The following is a 17069-nucleotide window of genomic DNA, read 5'->3' as shown; positions in this document are numbered from 1 at the left end:
TGGCCAGAGTGAAGGACAGCGCTATTCTAATGGCTTTCCCGCCGGGTTCCGGCGAGGCATACCCAACCTTCGTGTTCGCGCCAGACCGAGATGTCGACATAGCGTGCGTAGACGGCCGCGACTTCGTCCGCCTGGCGCGCGAGCACGCCCGACAGCGCGATGCGCCCGCCCGGTTTGACCTTCGACGCGAGCATCGACGCCATCAGCTTCAGCGGGTTCGACAGGATGTTCGCGACGACGATGTCGAATTCGCCGTCCGGGCATGCATCGGGCAGCCCGTACGTGACTTCCGCACGGTTGCGTTCGCTGTTCTGCCGCGCCGATTCGACCGCCTGCGGATCGATGTCGATGCCGATGACGGGGTTCGCCCCGCATTTCTTCGCGAGGATCGCGAGAATGCCCGAGCCGCAGCCGTAGTCGAGCACCGACTGGCCGGGCTTCACCGACTGCTCGAGCCATTCCATGCACAGGCGCGTGGTCGGGTGGCTGCCGGTGCCGAACGCGAGGCCCGGATCGAGTTCGAGTACGAGCGCATCGGGATCGGGCGCGTCGTGCCACGACGGCACGACCCAGATCCGCTCGCCGATCGGGATCGGCTCGAACTGCGATTGCGTGAGCCGCACCCAGTCCTGCTCCTCGACTTCGCGGACGGTGAAGTTCGGCGTCTCGGCGACGCCGATCTCGTTCGCGGCCGCCGCGAGCAGCACGGCCGGCTCGTGGTCGGCCGACAGCAGCGCGACCACGCGCGAGTGCTGCCACGCGGTGCGATCGGGCACGAGGCCCGGCTCGCCGAAGAGCGGCTGTTCGTCGGGCGTGTCGGCGTCGGCGTCCTCGACGGACACCGACAGCGCGCCGAGTTCGAGCAGCGCGTCGGACAGCGCCTCCGCGTGCTCACGGGCCAGTTCGACGACGAGTTCGCGATAACTCATGCTTACGCTTCTTCCGGTGCGACCTGCTGCTTCTGCACCAGCCGGTTTTCGAGGTAGTGGATGCTGGTGCCGCCTTCGACGAATTTCGCGTCGATCATCAGCTCGCGGTGCAGCGGAATGTTGGTATGGATGCCTTCGACGACCATTTCAGACAGCGCGATGCGCATCCGGCGGATCGCCTGCTCGCGCGTCGCGCCGTAGGTGATCAGCTTGCCGATCATCGAATCATAGTTCGGCGGCACGAAATAGCCATTGTAGGCGTGCGAGTCGACGCGCACGCCGGGGCCGCCCGGCGTATGCCACGACGTGATCCGGCCCGGCGACGGCGTGAACTTGAACGGATCTTCGGCGTTGATCCGGCATTCGATCGCATGTCCGCGGAACTGGATGTCGCGCTGGCGCAGCGTGAGCTTCTCGCCGGCCGCGATGCGGATCTGTTCCTGCACGATGTCGACGCCCGTGATCAGCTCCGATACCGGGTGCTCGACCTGCACGCGCGTGTTCATCTCGATGAAGTAGAACTCGCCGTTTTCGTACAGGAATTCGAACGTGCCCGCACCGAGGTAGCCCATCTTCTTGCAGGCGTCCGCGCAGCGGTCGCCGATGCGGTCGATCAGGCGGCGCGGAATGCCGGGCGCCGGCGCTTCCTCGATCACCTTCTGGTGGCGGCGCTGCATCGAGCAGTCGCGCTCGCCGAGCCAGATCGCGTTCTTGTACGCGTCGGACAGCACCTGGATCTCGATGTGGCGCGGGTTCTCGAGGAACTTCTCCATGTACACCTGCGGGTTGCCGAACGCACGGCCGGCTTCCTCGCGGGTCATGTTGACCGCGTTGACGAGCGCGGCCTCGGTGTGCACGACGCGCATTCCGCGCCCGCCACCGCCGCCTGCCGCCTTGATGATGACCGGATAGCCGATCGCGCGGGCAATCTTGACGATCTCCTTCGGATCGTCCGGCAACGCGCCTTCCGAGCCCGGCACGCACGGCACGCCGGTCTTGATCATCGTCTGCTTCGCGGTGACCTTGTCACCCATCATGCGGATCGTTTCCGGGCGCGGGCCGATGAACGTGAAGCCCGATTGCTCGACGCGTTCGGCGAAATCGGCGTTTTCCGACAGGAAGCCGTAGCCAGGGTGGATCGCTTCGGCGTCGGTGACTTCCGCGGCGCTGATCAGCGCCGGCATGTTCAGGTAGCTCAGGTTCGACGGGGCCGGGCCGATACAGACGGCTTCGTCCGCGAGGCGCACGTACTTGGCTTCCTTGTCGGCTTCGGAGTAGACGACCACCGTCTTGACACCGAGCTCGCGGCACGCGCGCTGGATGCGCAGCGCGATTTCACCGCGGTTGGCAATGAGGATTTTTTCAAACATAGCGAGTATTCGTCTCTTCGAGGGGCGCGCGAGTGGCGCCTGGCGAGCATCGGCGGCGCGCGGCCGGCAGGCCGCGCGGCGGGCTTAGCCGATCACGAAAAGCGGCTGGCCGTATTCGACGGCCTGGCCGTTCTCGACGAGGATTTCCTTGATCACGCCGGCCTTGTCCGACTCGATCTCGTTGAGCAGCTTCATCGCTTCGATGATGCAGATCGTCTGGCCTTCCTTGACCGTGTCGCCGACCTGGACGAACGGGTCCGCGCCCGGCGACGGCGCGCGATAGAACGTGCCGACCATCGGCGACGTCACGACATGGCCTTGCGGGACGGCGGGCGCAGCGGCGCCAGCGGCCGGTGCGGCAGCGGCGCCTTCGGTCGGCAGCGCGGCCGACGGAGCAGGTGCGCTGAACTGCGGGGCAAACCCAGCCGTCTGCTGCACGTAGACCGGCGGCGCGTTCTTGACGATGCGCACCTTGCCTTCGCCTTCCGTCACTTCCAGCTCGGAGATGCCGGATTCGGAGACGAGGTCGATCAGAGTTTTCAGCTTACGAAGATCCATCGGGAATTCCCCTTTCAATACGTGAAAGCGCCGGTTAGGGGCCGGCGCTGAATCTAGATCGCGAAATCAGCCGCGCGACGTGCCTTGCAGCTTGTCCAGCGCGTACTCGAGCGCGTACAGATAACCTTTCCAGCCCAGCCCGCAGATGACGCCTTCGGCCTGGTCGGAAAAGTAGGAGTGGTGCCTGAACGCTTCGCGGCGATGCACGTTCGACAGGTGAACCTCGACGAACGGGATGTCAACGCCGGCGATCGCGTCCCGGATCGCGACGCTCGTGTGCGTATACGCGGCCGGATTGATCAGGATGAAATCGGTCTGTTCCTCCCGCGCGGCCTGAATGCGGTCGACCAGCGCGCCTTCATGGTTGCTCTGGAACGACGACAGTTCGGCGCCGGCTTCCCGGGCGCGCGCGGCAAGCGCCTGATCGATCTGCGCCAGCGTGACGCGGCCGTACACCTCCGGTTCCCGGGTGCCGAGAAGGTTCAGGTTGGGGCCGTGCAACACCAGCAATCGTGTCATGGTCGCTTCTATTTCTGCGGAATTGCGCGAACTTTAGCGCTATTTAGAGAAATTTGTCTAGTTTTGCCGAACGGCTGAGCGCGCCAGACCTGCAAGAATTACCGGTGTGGGCTCAAAGTATCGGCGAATTCACGCGAAATTGCGGCGATCGACGGACAAATCGCCGCCAACGTGCGGACCGCCGTTCGGGCAGGTTACAGCGCGTCGAGCGTCCTTTTCAGCTCGGCCGGCTGGATTTGTCCCAATTTTGTCTCGCGAATCTTGCCGGTTTCGTCGATGACGATCGTAAACGGCAACGCGCCGGCGGTATTTCCGAAATTACGGGCCAGATCTGCGCCCGCATAACCGCTGACGAAGACCGGGTAATCGACCTTCACTTTCTGCAGAAAGTTCTTCACGTTCTGTTCGGAATCGACGCCGATCCCGATGAAACGGATGCCTTTCTGCTTGTACTGATGTGACAGCGCGACGAGCTCGGGCATCTCCTCGACGCACGGGCCGCACCATGACGCCCAGAAATTGACGACGACCTTCTGGCCCTTGAAGGCGGCCAGCGTGGCCGGCTTGCCGTTGACATCCGTCAGCGACGACGCCCACAGCTGGTCGACCGGGCTGCCCTGTGCGGCGGGTGCGGCGACGGCGACACCGTCGCCGGCACTGCCACGGAACCAATGGCCGGCGGTGATCCCGCCGGCAACGGCGGCGGCCGCGACGACCGCGAGCGCCAACATGCGTTTCATCATCATCGTTGAATCATTCCGGTTCGGAAGGGGCTTTGCCTGCTTCGACGAGCGTGCGCAGCACGGCGGCATCCGCGCGGGCGACACGGCCGCGCGCGTCGGCCTTGACCGCGCCGCGCAGGTCGTCGCTCGCATAGAGCGCGAGGTGGATGCCGATCGCATCGACGTCGCGCCGCGGGCGCCACAGGAAGCTCAGCGTCTCGACATCGCCGCGGCCCGCGAAGTGCCGTGTCTCGGATACGTCGTACTGGACGTTCTGGTTCAGCAGGTAGATCGCGACGTCCTTCGGGTTGTCGGTGAATGCTTGCAGATAGATATCCGAATGCGCGTTCGCGGTGCCGTTCAGCACGGCGCCCGTCACATAGGGATGGAACTCGGCGAGCCGGCGCATCCAGTCGAGCGCGACCTCGCGCAGGCGGCGCAGTTCGTCCGGCTGCGTGTCGCTCTGGAACAGTGCGAGGTACTCGCGCAGTTCTTCCTCGATCTGGTCGTTATCCGGCAGCCATTCGCCGGCAATGCGCGAATCGCCCAGCAACTGGCGTGCGGCCTTGCGTTTCGCGCCGGCATAGTCCAGGCCGTCCTCCGCGATCAGGCGGGCGGCGGACTGGGCGATTTCCTCGCGGACGCGCCGCGGGTCGACAAGAGATTTGCGAGACATGATCCAGCAATCATACTCGATCGCCGCGGCGCCCGAGCCCGGGTGCGGCGGCCTGCCGCCCGGCGCGCCGGCGCCGTTCGCGCGCATCGTTCGGGCCGCCGGGCACGGCAGGCCGTCAGTTACAATACTGCTCTTTGTGTCGCGGCAAAGTCGTTGGCTGGGCGCCGGCCGCACGGCCTGTCCGGCGCGCCGCACACGCATCTTTTCCGAATCGACGGCGCCCGGCGGCGCGAAAGCATTCATCTATGCACATCCACATTCTTGGCATCTGCGGCACCTTCATGGGCGGTCTTGCCGTACTTGCGCGCGAGGCGGGCCACACGGTGACGGGTTGCGACGCGGGCGTCTATCCGCCGATGAGCACGCAGCTCGAGGCGCAGGGCATCACGCTGACCGAGGGCTACGGCGCCGAACAGATCGACCTGAAGCCGGACCTGTTCGTGATCGGCAACGTCGTCACGCGCGGCAATCCGCTGATGGAGGCGATCCTCGATCGCGGCCTGCCGTACGTGTCGGGCCCGCAGTGGCTCGGCGAGCACGTGCTGGCCGGCAAATGGGTGCTCGCGGTTGCGGGCACGCACGGCAAGACGACCACGTCGTCGATGCTCGCGTGGCTGCTGGAGGACGCGGGCCTGAACCCGGGCTTCCTGATCGGCGGCGTGCCGCTGAACTTCGGCGTGTCGGCGCGGCTCACCGATTCGAGCTTCTTCGTGATCGAGGCCGACGAATACGATACGGCGTTCTTCGACAAGCGCTCGAAGTTCGTCCATTACCGGCCGCGCACCGCGGTGCTGAACAATCTTGAATTCGATCACGCCGACATCTTCCCGGATCTCGCCGCGATCGAGACGCAATTCCATCACCTCGTGCGCACGGTGCCGGGTGTCGGCCGGATCGTCACGAACGGCCGCTCGGACGCGCTCGAGCGCGTGCTGACGCGCGGCTGCTGGAGCGAGGTCGAGCGGTTCGGCGTCGACGGCGGCTGGCAGGCGCTGCCGGCCGAGGACGGCGTGCCGGTCGACGAGCGCTTCGCGGTGTATCGCCACGCCGGGCGTGTCGGCGAAGTCGCGTGGCAGGTACAGGGCGATCACAACCGGATGAATGCGCTCGCTGCGATCGCCGCCGCGCGCCACGTCGGCGTGCCGCCTGCGCAAGCGGCCGCATCCCTCGCGTCGTTCCGCAACGTGAAGCGCCGCATGGAAGTGCGCGGCAGCGTGGACGGCGTGACCGTCTACGACGACTTCGCGCACCATCCGACCGCGATCGAAACCACGATCGCCGGCCTTCGTGCGCGCATCGGCCGTCAGAATGCCCGCATCCTCGCCGTGCTCGAGCCGCGCTCGAACACGATGAAGCTCGGCGTGATGAAGTCGCAATTGCCGGCGAGCCTGGCCGACGCCGATCTCGTGTTTGGCTACGGCGCGCCGACGGGGCGCGACGCGCTCGGCTGGAATCTCGCCGAGGCGCTCGCGCCGCTCGGCAGCAACGCGTGCGCGTTCGACGATCTCCACATGCTGGTGAAGGCCGTCGTCGAGGCCGCCCGCCCGGGCGACCATGTGCTCGTGATGAGCAACGGCGGCTTCGGCGGCGTGCACCAGAAGCTGCTCGAAGCGCTCGGGAGCCGCACGTGATCCTGTATCTGCACGGCTTCCGGTCGTCGCCGGAATCGCAGAAGTCGCGGCTGCTCGCCGCGCGCATGGCCGAACTCGGCCGCACCGACGAGTGGCGGTGCCCGTCGCTGTCGGTGTCGCCGCTCGACGCGATCGCCGTCGCGGAGGCCGAGGTCGCGGGCGCAAGCGACGTGACCGTCATCGGCAGCTCGCTCGGCGGCTATTACGCCACCTGGCTGGCCGAAAAGCACGGCTGGAAGGCCGTGCTGCTGAATCCGGCCATCGTGCCGCAGCGCGACCTCGAGCAGCATCTGGGCGAACAGCCGCTGTGGCATGGCGGCGGCACGATCGTCGTCGAGCGCCGTCACCTGCATGAGCTCGATGCGCTGCGCGTGCCGGCAATCACGCGTGCCGAACGCTACTATCTGTTCGCGGCGACCGGCGACGAAGTGCTCGACTACCGCGAGATGCTTGCCCATTACCCGGGCGCGAAGACGCGCGTGATCGAAGGCAGCGATCACGGGATCAGCGAATTTGCCGACTATGTCGACGACGTTCTCGCGTTTTGCGACGGAAAAACGTCATAAACCGGCCGCGTGCCGATCGAATCCCATCATCATGCGGCGCCGCCCACGCGGCGTCCGGCAGTCTGAAACGAGAGTACTGAGTGAACGTTTTCTTCGAGGAATCGGGCAGTTTCAAGGCGGGCAGCGTGCTGTCGCGCCAGGGCGACGCATTTCAGGTCGAGTTGCCCGGCGGGCGGCGGGCGAAGGTGCGCGCGAAAGACGTGCTGATCGAATTCGACAAGCCGGCCGCGAGCGAACTGATGCAGGAGGCCGATACGGCCGCGCAGCAGATCGATCTGGATTTCCTGTGGGAATGCGCGCCGTCCGACGAGTTCGCCTATACGGCGCTGGCGGAGGAATACTTCGGCGCGGCGTACGGCCCGGTCGAGCGCGCGGCGCTGGTGCTGCGGCTGCACGGCTCGCCCGTCTACTTCCGCCGCAAGGGTCGCGGCCAGTACCAGCGCGCGCCGGAAGAGCAGCTCAAGATGGCGCTCGCGTCGCTCGAGCGCAAGCGCCAGCAGGCGCTCGTCCAGGTGCAGTATGAAGAGGAGCTGAAGGCAGGCAAGCTGCCGGAAGCGTTCGCGGGCAAGGTGCTCGGGCTGCTGACGCGGCCGGACAAGAACGCGATCGAATACAAGGCGATGGAAGCGGCGGCCGGCGCGCGCGGGGTGTCGCCGGCGCGGCTGATGCTCGACTGCGGCGGCGTCGCGTCGCCGCGTGCACTGCACGAGGCGCGCTTTCTCGCGGAATTCTTCCCGCACGGCACGGGCTTTCCGCCCGTCACGGTCGGCGCGCTGCCGGACGACCTGCCGCGCGCGGACGTCGAGGCCTTCTCGATCGACGACGTTACGACAACCGAAATCGACGATGCGTTCTCGGTCGAGCACCTGTCCGACGGCCGGGTGCGGATCGGCGTGCACATCGCGGCGCCGGCGCTCGGCATCGTGCGCGGCGACGCGGTCGATGCGATCGCGCGCACGCGCCTGTCGACCGTCTACATGCCGGGCGACAAGATCACGATGCTGCCGGACGACGTCGTCGACGTGTTCACGCTGAAGGAGGGCGATTACCGCCCGGCGCTGTCGCTGTACATCATCGTCAACCGTGAAACGCAGGACATCGTCGCGAACGAGACGCGTGCCGAACTCGTGTTCGTGAAGAACAACCTGCGCCACAACACGCTCGACGAGCTCGTCAATGAAGAGACGCTCGCGGCCGGCACCGGCGACTATCCGCACAAGGAAGACATCGCCGTGCTGTGGCCGCTCGCGCAGGCGCTGTTCGAGAAGCGCCAGGTCGCGCGCGCGGGCTACGGCCTGAAGCGCGAGGTGCAGCGCAACACCGACTACAACTTCTACGTCGAAGGCGAGCACGTGTCGATCACGCCGCGCCGCCGCGGTTCGCCGCTCGACCTGATCGTGTCGGAGCTCGCGATCCTCGCGAACTCGACCTGGGGCGCGTTCCTGCACGACCACACGGTGCCCGGCATCTATCGCTCGCAGCGCGGCTTCGGCGCGCCTGGCCCGAAGCGCACGCGGATGCAGACGACGGCCGCGCCGCACGAAGGCCTCGGCGTGCCGCAGTACGCGTGGAGCACGTCGCCGCTGCGCCGCTACGTCGACCTCGTGAACCAGTGGCAATTGCTCGCGTGCGTGCAGCATGGCGTCACCGCGAAGCTCGCCGCGCCGTTCAAGCCGAAGGACGCCGATCTGTACGCGGTCGTGCAGGGCTTCGACGATACCTATACGGCCTACGCCGATTACCAGCGCCGGATGGAGTACTTCTGGTGCCTGCGCTGGCTCGCGCAGGAGCAGAAGAAGCAGGTCGTCGCGAGCGTCGTGAAGGGTGATCTCGTGCGCCTCGAGGAAATCCCGCTGCTGCTGCACGTGCCCGGGCTCGGCGTGCATGCGCGCGGCACGCGCGTGCTGCTCGACGTGATGTCGCTCGACGAGCTGACGATTGAGGCGTCGGTGCGGTTGCTGAACGTGCTCGACGCGCCGACCGTGACAAGCGGCGACGCGGCCGAGGAAGAGGATGACGCCGAGGGCGGCGACGACACGCTGATCGACGCGGAAGACGCCACGGCCGAAACCGAGGCGGAAGCGCTGGCCGAAGCGGAAGGCGCGGCGGCGGGCGCCGGCGGCGACGCCGCGGGCGGCAACGGCGACGACGGCGAAGAGGGGCGCGCATCATGAATGCGGTCGCGTCGACGAGCGGCGCCGACCGCTATGTGGTGTTCGGCAACCCGGTGGCGCACAGCAAGTCGCCGTTCATCCACGCGCAGTTCGCCGCGCAGACGGGCGAGCCGATCGCGTACGCGCACCGGCTCGCGCCGGTCGACGGTTTCGAGGCGGCCGTGCGGGCATTCGTCGCCGAAGGCGGTCGCGGCGCGAACGTGACGGTGCCGTTCAAGCTCGAAGCGCATGCGCTCGCCGATACGCTGTCGCCGCGCGCCGCGGCGGCGGGCGCGGTGAACACGCTGCGGATCGATGCCGACGGCCGCATCCATGGCGACAACACCGATGGCGTCGGCCTCGTGCGCGATATCGAAACGAATCTCGGCGTGTCGCTCGCGGGCGCGCGCATCCTGCTGCTCGGCGCGGGCGGCGCCGCGCGCGGTGTCGTGCTGCCGCTGCTCGACCGCGCGCCGCTGTCGATCACGATCGTGAACCGCACCGCGAGCAAGGCCGAGGCGCTGGTCGGCCAGTTCATGCAGGCCGCGCACGATGCGGGCTGCACGTTCGCGGGCGGCGGCCCCGACGTGGTGAGCGCGGAGCCGTACGACGTGGTGATCAATGCGACGGCCGGCAGCCTGGACGCCGCGCTGCCGGTGTGCGACGCGGCCGCGTTCGGCACGGGCACGCTCGCGTACGACATGATGTACGGCGCGCAACCGACCGTGTTCATGCAGCACGCGGCATCGCTCGGCGCACGCACGGCCGACGGGCTCGGGATGCTCGTCGAGCAGGCGGCCGAATCGTTCTTCATCTGGCGCGGCGTGCGACCCGATGGTGCGCCGGTGCTTGCCGCGCTGCGCCAGGCGCTCGCGGCGAGCTGAACGGAGCGCGGCACGTGGTGGCGGTAAGCGGCACGCAGCGCACGCGGACGGTCAGTCCGACACGCTGGATCGTCTATGCGGGGGCGGTGTTCGCGGGCGCGTGGCTCGCGACGCAACTGTTCTATCTCGCGCAGATCGCGTTGTGGTCGTTCGTGAACCCGGGCTCGACCGCGTTCATGCGTACCGACGCGTGGTGGCTGTCGCGCGACAAGCCGCCCGCGCAGATCCAGCACCAGTGGGTGCCGTACGACCAGATCTCGCGCAACCTGAAGCGCGCGCTGATCGCGTCGGAAGACTCGACCTTCGCGACCAATAACGGCTATGACGTCGACGCGATCCTGCAGGCGTGGGAGAAGAACAAGGCGCGCGGCCGGATCGTCGCGGGCGGCTCGACGATCACGCAGCAACTCGCGCGCAACCTGTTCCTGTCGCGCGAGAAGAGCTACATCCGCAAGGGGCAGGAGCTCATCATCACGTGGATGCTCGAAACGGTGCTCGACAAGGAGCGGATCTTCGAGATCTACCTGAATTCGGTCGAGTGGGGGCGCGGCGTGTACGGCGCCGAGGCGGCCGCACGCTATTACTACAAGATTCCCGCGAGCCGGCTCGGTGCGTGGCAGTCGGCGCGCCTCGCGGTGATGCTGCCGAAGCCGCGCTGGTTCGACGCGCACCGCGGTTCGGCCTACCAGGCGCAGCGCGCGGCGGTCATCGCCCGCCGGATGGGCGCGGCCGCGCTTCCGCAATCGGAGTGACCGGCGCGCTCGCGTCGTTGCATTGTCCGTTCCGCCGCCCATGCGCCGTTGGTGCGCTGCAGCGCATTCGTGTCGCGCGCATTTCGGGCCACATCCTTTAGACGAATTCGTCTATTTCGCTTTGCTGAGCAATGCCCGCGGTCGCGCGAATTTGTTTGCCGATATGGCACGAAATCCGCGCTTTTTTAGTCCTTCCGGGTAAACGCGAAAGCCGGTGAAAGGCACGTGAAATGCAACGTTTCACGAATCGAAGCATTCCTGAAAGGTGTGCGCCGCACCGGCCGCCAGCCAAATATTTCAAAATTTTTCAAAGCTGACGGCCTCGCGTATATTGGCCAGCGCCTCGGCTTATCGGCCGCAATCGAGGCGGGGGGCGGCTTATCCAGCTGCTCGACACAAAAAACATCCGAGAGAAGGAACGCAACGATGCCAGCGAGCAAAGCGAAGCTGTTGTTGGGGGTAGTGTTTTCTTCGCTGATTCTGACGGCCTGCAACGACGACGTGACGTCGTCCGCTGCTGCGAGCGCCGACAATTCAGCCGATCCCGCCAGCCAGGTGGACAGGGCGTACAACGATCCCAACAGTTATTCGTCGAGCGCGACCGCGTCGCTCGACGCGTCCGCCGCGGTCGAAAAGGCGGCCGTCACGCATCACCAGATCACGCTGAACGGCAAGACGATCCGTTACACGGCCACGGCCGGCCACCTCGTCGCGCACAATCCGCAGACGGGCGCGCCCGAAGCATCGTTCTTCTACGTCGCCTACACGGCCGACAACCAGCCCGCGGCGAAGCGGCCCGTCACGTTCCTGTACAACGGCGGCCCCGGCTCGGCATCGGTGTGGCTGCACCTCGGCTCGTTCGGCCCGCGGCGGGTCCAGACGGGCGACCCGAACGCGAACGCGTCGACGTTCCCGTTCGTCGACAACCAGGAAAGCCTGCTCGACACGACCGACCTCGTGTTCGTCGATGCGATCGGCACCGGCTTCTCCGAAGCGATCGCGCCGAACACGAACCAGACGTTCTGGGGCGTCGACCAGGACGGCGGCGCATTCCGCGATTTCGTGACGCGCTACCTGGCCGTGAACCAGCGCAACAATTCACCGAAATACCTGTTCGGCGAGTCGTACGGCACGCCGCGCACGGACGTGCTCGCGAACCTGCTCGAGACGGCCGGCGTGAAGCTCGACGGCATCGTACTGCAGTCGTCGATCCTGAACTACAACACGAACTGCGACATGGCGAGCGACTATGTCGGCAACTCGAACAACGGGTCGAGCCCGGTGAGCTGTGCGGGCTTCGTGCCGTCCTACGGCACCGTCGGCGCGTACTACCAGCTCGACAATCCGAACCCGTCGAGCATGCCGCAGTATGCGGACCAGATGCGCCTGCTGACGGCCGGCAGCTACGCGCCTGCCGTGAACGCGTACCTGGCGAGCCATACGCCGCCGCCGCCGAATCTCGTCACGACGATGGCGAACTCGACCGGCGTGAAGCAGTCGCTGTGGAATGCGAACTTCAACGTGGTCCCGACCTTCTTCGACAACAGCTTCCAGCTGTCGCTGGTCCCGGGCACGCTGATCGGCCGCTACGACGCGCGCGTGAACGTGCCCGTGTCGAGCCCGCTCGCGGCGGACGGCGATCCGTCGAGCTCGTTCATCACGAAGCCGTTCACCGACACGATCGGCAGCTACCTGCCGAACGAGCTGAAGTACACCGCGCAGTCGGCCTACTCGGTGAGCAGCAATGCGATCAATACGTGGGACTGGACGCACGACGGCCTCGCGATGCCCGACACGATTCCCGATCTCGCCGCGGCGCTGACGCTGAATCCGTCGCTGAAGGTGCTGTCGCTGAACGGGTATCACGACATCGCGACGCCGTTCTACCAGACCGAGCTCGACCTCGCGCGGCTGGGAACGCAACCGAACCTGACGATCAAGGACTATCAGGGCGGACACATGGTCTATCTCGACGATACGTCGCGTCCGCAGGAGAAAGCCGACCTCGTGACCTTCTATAACGCGGCCGCGCATTGATGCGATGCGCGAGGCCGGCGACGGGCGCCCCCGGTGGCGCCTCGCCGGCCGTCGACGACCTCATTCCAGACTGGAGCCTGATATGAAGAACCGTTTAATTGTCGTTGCCGCGGCGCTCGCATGCGCCGGCGCCGCAGCTTCCGTATCCGCGTTCGCGCAAGCGAGCGACGCCGCCGCACCGGCGCGTGCGCGCCAGGCGCAGCTCGGCGATCCGTACGTGCCGCCGGCCGCGCGCAAGGCGACCGCCGGCACGCAGACGACGGGCGCCGCGCTGCATGCGCAAGTGGTGCGCAAGCTCGCGCGGCAGTTCGGCGTGGCCGACACGCAGAACACGGGTTCGATCACGGAGTCGCAGGCGCGCGCGGCAGGCCTCGGCTATGTCGCGAACCACTTCCGGCAGATCGACGCGGGCGGCAACGGCCGCGTGTCGTTCGAGGACGTGCAGCGCTACATGCAGGCACGCAGCACGAGCCAGCAGTAAAGCGCGGCGCGTTGTGAGCAAACGGGGGCGGAACCTGCGGCATGGCGGGTTCCGCCCCCGTGTACATGGCGCGCCCGTTACGTCGCGCACGCGGCGGATTCTGGCTGAATTCTCATTATCTGGGCAACGCATTCAAATATTGGAGACGAGTGCGTGCGCTCCTACAATCCGAAGCACATCAACAGCTTCGGACCCACGCATCGCGCGGCGCCCGACGCACACGGAGACACCTTCCATGAAGTTCGCCGGGCGCTTTACTCGGTGCATCGACCGCCGCCACGCCGCAGCACCGGACGCAGTTCCGGCGCCGCGCGAGCGGCTACACCGATTCCGTTGAAGAAGCCCGTCCCATGACCAAGATGCCCGACTCCCTTGCCTTCGACGCCCGGCGCGCGACGCCGGACGATGTGTCGCTGACCGACAGCATCGGCGCGACCAGCACGCCGCTCGATCTCGCCGCGCAGCAGGCCGGCACGCAGACGCTGCTGCGCGGCCTCGCGATCCTCGAGGCGATCGCGAACGGTGCGCGCGACATGCGCGCGATCGGCGCCGCGCTCGGCACGACGCGCAGCACCACGCATCGCCTCGTCAGCAGCCTCGTGCAGGCGCGCTACCTGCGCCAGGTGCAGGGCGGCTACCTGCTCGGCCCGAAGCTGATCGAACTCGGCACGATTGCGCTCGAGCAGATGCCGCTCACCGCGGTGGCGCGGCCGCATCTCGAGGCGCTGGCGGAAGCGACGCTCGACACGATTCATCTCGGCGTGCGCGACGGCGACGACGTGCTGTACATCGACAAGATTCCCGGCACGCGCGGCCTCGAGATGCGTTCGCGCGTCGGCCACCGGATGCCGCTCGCGTCGACGGGCATCGGCAAGGCGATGATGCTCGACCTCGATCCCGACCTGTGGCGCTCGCTGTTCGAGGCCGCGCGGCGCGCGCTGGCCGGCGTCAATTTCAAGCCCGACAACCGGCCCGAGACCAGTGCGTTCCTGCAGCGCATGGCCCATTACGCGGCCGGCGGCTATACGTTCGATCTCGAGGAGAACGAGGCGTCGATCCGCTGCGTGGCCGCGCCGATCCGCGACGCGTCGGGCGCGATCGTCGCGGCCGTGTCGGTCGCGAGCACGATTCCGTACATGCCGCACGACCGGATGGACGAACTGATTCCGCTCGTGCAGCGCGAAGCGCGAGCCATTTCCGCGGAACTGGGCTGGAGCCCGCCGCAGGGTACCCGCAGGATCAAACGATGACGACTTCGACCCGGCCCGTTCCGGATGCCAGTTCCGCCACCCCGTCGCTGATCGCGCTCGACTGGGGCACGACGTCGCTGCGCGCATATCTGTACGACGCGCACGGCGCGCTGATCGACACGCGCAGCCGTGCGGCGGGCGTGATGCACGTGCCGGGCGGCGGCGCGCGCGCGTTCGACGCGGTGTTCGAGGAAGCGTGCGGCGACTGGCTCGACCGCACGCCCGGCCTGCCGGTGCTCGCCGCCGGGATGGTCGGCAGCGCGCAGGGCTGGCGCGAAGCGCCGTACGTCGCGGTGCCGGCCGGCGCCGACGCGCTCGTCGCGGGTCTCATCACGGTGACGACGTCGCGCGGCGCAACGGTATCGATCGTGCCGGGCGTGATCGCGACGGGCGAACTGCCCGACGTGATGCGCGGCGAAGAAACGCAGATAGTCGGCGCACTCGCGAGCGACCCGATGCTTGGCGCCGATCGTTCAGGGCTACTGATCGGCTTGCCGGGCACCCATGCGAAATGGGCATGGGTAAAGGACGGGCTGATCGAGCGCTTCCAGACTTTCATGACCGGCGAGCTGTTCGCGGTGCTGCGCGACCACACGATCCTCGGCCGCACGATGCGCGCGGGCGCGTCACCCGACCGCGTGGCGTTCGTGCGCGGCGTGGCGGTCGCGCGCGGCGCGCAGCGCACGGGGCTGCTCGCGACGATTTTCAGCACGCGCACGCTCGGCCTGACCGACCGGCTCGCGCCCGATGCGCAGGGCGACTATCTGTCCGGCCTGCTGATCGGCCATGAGCTCAACGCGCTCGACGCGATGCTCGCGGAGCGCGGCATCGCGCTCGCGGACCAGCCGCTGCTGCTGATCGGCGACGACGGCCTGTGTGCGCGCTACGTCGATGCGCTCCACGAATTCGGCCACGTGCACGCGCGGGTCGTCGCGCATGCGACCGAGCGCGGCCTGTGGCGGATCGCGTCGCGCGCCGGGCTCGTGCGCGCGGACGGCGAGCCCGTCTTCGCCGACCAATGAACCGCTTGCAGAGGAACCCCGTCATGCCGTCCGACCTAACGTTGCCCGCGCCGTACACCCCCCACGCCGCGCTGATGCGCGCGTTCGATGCGTGCCCGCTGATCGCGATCATGCGCGGGATCACGCCCGCCGAAGCGGCCGACCACGGCCGTGCGCTTTATGAAGCCGGCTTCCGGATCGTCGAGGTGCCGCTCAATTCGCCGGATCCGTTCGGCAGCATCGCGGCGCTGCGGCGCGCGCTGCCCGACGACGCGATCGTCGGCGCGGGCACCGTGCTGCGCGCCGAGTATGTCGATCGCGTGCAGGACGCGGGCGGCGCGCTGATCGTGATGCCGCATAGCGATGCGGCCGTGATCCGCCGCGCACGCGAGCGCGGCCTCGCGAGCGCACCGGGCGTCGCGACGCCGACCGAAGCGTTCTCGGCGCTCGCGAACGGCGCCGACGTGCTGAAGATGTTCCCCGCCGAGCAGCTCGGCGTGCCCGTCGTGAAGGCGTGGCGCGCGGTGATCGACCGCGCGGTGCCGCTGATCCCGGTCGGCGGAATTTCACCCGACAACATGCAGCCGTTCCTCGCGGCCGGCGCGAACGGCTTCGGGCTCGGCTCGGCGCTGTACCGGCCCGGCCAGCCGGCCGACGCGACCGCGGCGAACGCGCGCGCGTTCCAGGCCGGCTTGCGCGTGGCGCGCGGCGGAGCCGCATGATGGGCCGCCTCGCGGGCAAGGTCGCGATGGTGACGGGCGCGGGCCGCGGAATCGGCGCCGCGATCGCCCGTGCGTTCGCTCGCGAGGGCGCGGCTGTCGCGCTCGTCGATCTCGACTTCCCGCAGGCGCAGCACACGGCCGCAGCGATTGCGCGCGACACCGATGGCGCGCGCGTGCTGCCGCTGCAGGCGGACGTCGCGCGGCAGGATGCGGTGCGCGATGCGCTTGCGCAGACCGAGGCGGCATTCGGCCCGCTCGACGTGCTCGTGAACAACGCGGGCATCAACGTGTTCGCCGATCCGCTGACGATGACCGACGAAGACTGGCGCCGCTGCTTCGCGGTCGATCTCGACGGCGTGTGGCACGGCTGCCGCGCGGCGCTGGCGGGCATGGTCGAACGCGGTCGCGGCAGCATCGTGAACATCGCGTCGACGCACGCATTCAGGATTATTCCGGGCTGCTTTCCGTACCCGGTCGCGAAGCATGGCGTGCTGGGGCTCACGCGCGCGCTCGGCATCGAATACGCGGCGCGCAACGTGCGCGTGAACGCGATTGCGCCGGGCTACATCGAGACGCAGCTCACGCGCGACTGGTGGGATGCGCAGCCCGATCCGGCCGCCGCGCGCGCCGAGACGCTCGCGCTGCAGCCGATGAAACGGATCGGCCGGCCGGAGGAGGTCGCGATGACGGCCGTGTTCCTCGCGTCGGACGAGGCGCCGTTCATCAATGCCGCGTGCATCACCGTCGACGGCGGGCGCGCGGCGCTGTATCACGACTGACGCAACGATTCGAAAGACCGCACGTGCGACGGCCGCGCG

17 protein-coding genes are annotated in these 17069 nt (G+C 67.7%); 11 read left to right on the top strand and 6 right to left on the bottom strand.

Annotation, left to right across the window (positions count from 1 at the left end):
* Nucleotides 1-26: 26 nt before the first annotated feature.
* From prmA to BFF94_RS19630, 6 genes are all read right to left on the bottom strand, one after another.
* On the bottom strand, nt 27-929 hold the full coding sequence (gene prmA / locus BFF94_RS19655) for a 50S ribosomal protein L11 methyltransferase (protein WP_128843085.1): 903 nt from the start codon (nt 927-929) through the stop codon (nt 27-29).
* Nucleotides 930-931: 2 nt separating this feature from the next.
* Complete coding sequence (gene accC, locus BFF94_RS19650; protein WP_128843086.1) at nt 932-2299, bottom strand: acetyl-CoA carboxylase biotin carboxylase subunit; 1368 nt, start codon at nt 2297-2299, stop codon at nt 932-934.
* 84 nt (nt 2300-2383) lie between these two features.
* Entirely contained in the window at nt 2384-2857 is a 474-nt protein-coding gene (gene accB, locus BFF94_RS19645) for an acetyl-CoA carboxylase biotin carboxyl carrier protein (protein WP_128843087.1), read from the bottom strand.
* Nucleotides 2858-2923: 66 nt separating this feature from the next.
* Nucleotides 2924-3376, bottom strand: a complete 453-nt coding sequence (gene aroQ, locus BFF94_RS19640; RefSeq protein ID WP_128843088.1) for a type II 3-dehydroquinate dehydratase — start codon at nt 3374-3376, stop codon at nt 2924-2926.
* Nucleotides 3377-3570: 194 nt separating this feature from the next.
* Nucleotides 3571-4122: a TlpA family protein disulfide reductase gene (locus BFF94_RS19635; protein ID WP_128843093.1), complete on the bottom strand. Its 552-nt coding sequence runs from the start codon at nt 4120-4122 to the stop codon at nt 3571-3573.
* Nucleotides 4123-4129: 7 nt separating this feature from the next.
* Entirely contained in the window at nt 4130-4774 is a 645-nt protein-coding gene (locus BFF94_RS19630) for a UDP-N-acetylmuramate--alanine ligase (protein WP_128843089.1), read from the bottom strand.
* 245 nt (nt 4775-5019) lie between these two features.
* Here BFF94_RS19630 and mpl point away from each other — a divergent pair, with 245 nt between their 5' ends.
* The 11 genes from mpl to BFF94_RS19575 all read left to right on the top strand — a co-directional run bounded on the left by mpl (nt 5020) and on the right by BFF94_RS19575 (nt 17030).
* Nucleotides 5020-6405 (top strand): UDP-N-acetylmuramate:L-alanyl-gamma-D-glutamyl-meso-diaminopimelate ligase, encoded by a 1386-nt coding sequence (gene mpl / locus BFF94_RS19625; protein WP_128843090.1) that lies wholly within the window; start codon nt 5020-5022, stop codon nt 6403-6405.
* Nucleotides 6402-6971, top strand: a complete 570-nt coding sequence (locus tag BFF94_RS19620; protein WP_128843091.1) for a YqiA/YcfP family alpha/beta fold hydrolase — start codon at nt 6402-6404, stop codon at nt 6969-6971. Before mpl ends, BFF94_RS19620 begins: the two co-directional genes overlap by 4 nt.
* Nucleotides 6972-7051: 80 nt before the next feature.
* Nucleotides 7052-9145, top strand: a complete 2094-nt coding sequence (locus BFF94_RS19615) for an RNB domain-containing ribonuclease (RefSeq protein WP_219139696.1) — start codon at nt 7052-7054, stop codon at nt 9143-9145.
* A complete protein-coding gene (gene aroE / locus BFF94_RS19610; protein ID WP_219139695.1) occupies nt 9142-10008 on the top strand; it encodes a shikimate dehydrogenase in 867 nt (288 codons plus the stop codon). The genes BFF94_RS19615 and aroE overlap by 4 nt, the downstream gene beginning before the upstream one ends.
* Nucleotides 10009-10022: 14 nt before the next feature.
* Nucleotides 10023-10760 (top strand): monofunctional biosynthetic peptidoglycan transglycosylase, encoded by a 738-nt coding sequence (gene mtgA, locus BFF94_RS19605; protein WP_219139694.1) that lies wholly within the window; start codon nt 10023-10025, stop codon nt 10758-10760.
* Nucleotides 10761-11186: 426 nt separating this feature from the next.
* The gene (locus BFF94_RS19600; protein WP_128847574.1) at nt 11187-12797 is read left to right on the top strand and encodes a S10 family peptidase; all 1611 of its coding nucleotides are present in this window, start codon (nt 11187-11189) and stop codon (nt 12795-12797) included.
* A gap of 82 nt (nt 12798-12879) precedes the next feature.
* Entirely contained in the window at nt 12880-13278 is a 399-nt protein-coding gene (locus tag BFF94_RS19595) for an EF-hand domain-containing protein (protein ID WP_219139693.1), read from the top strand.
* A 350-nt stretch (nt 13279-13628) separates the two neighbouring features.
* The gene (locus BFF94_RS19590; protein WP_128848126.1) at nt 13629-14528 is read left to right on the top strand and encodes an IclR family transcriptional regulator; all 900 of its coding nucleotides are present in this window, start codon (nt 13629-13631) and stop codon (nt 14526-14528) included.
* Nucleotides 14525-15550 (top strand): 2-dehydro-3-deoxygalactonokinase, encoded by a 1026-nt coding sequence (locus BFF94_RS19585; protein WP_219139692.1) that lies wholly within the window; start codon nt 14525-14527, stop codon nt 15548-15550. Before BFF94_RS19590 ends, BFF94_RS19585 begins: the two co-directional genes overlap by 4 nt.
* A 23-nt stretch (nt 15551-15573) precedes the next feature.
* Complete coding sequence (locus BFF94_RS19580) at nt 15574-16251, top strand: 2-dehydro-3-deoxy-6-phosphogalactonate aldolase (RefSeq protein WP_219139691.1); 678 nt, start codon at nt 15574-15576, stop codon at nt 16249-16251.
* On the top strand, nt 16251-17030 hold the full coding sequence (locus BFF94_RS19575; protein WP_128843771.1) for an SDR family oxidoreductase: 780 nt from the start codon (nt 16251-16253) through the stop codon (nt 17028-17030). Before BFF94_RS19580 ends, BFF94_RS19575 begins: the two co-directional genes overlap by 1 nt.
* Nucleotides 17031-17069 lie beyond the last annotated feature (39 nt).

It is taken from the genome of Burkholderia catarinensis (assembly GCF_001883705.2).
GTDB classification, from domain to species: Bacteria; Pseudomonadota; Gammaproteobacteria; order Burkholderiales; family Burkholderiaceae; genus Burkholderia; species Burkholderia catarinensis.
Note: the sequence above shows the minus strand (reverse complement) of the source record. Positions and strands in the feature narration are given on the sequence as shown.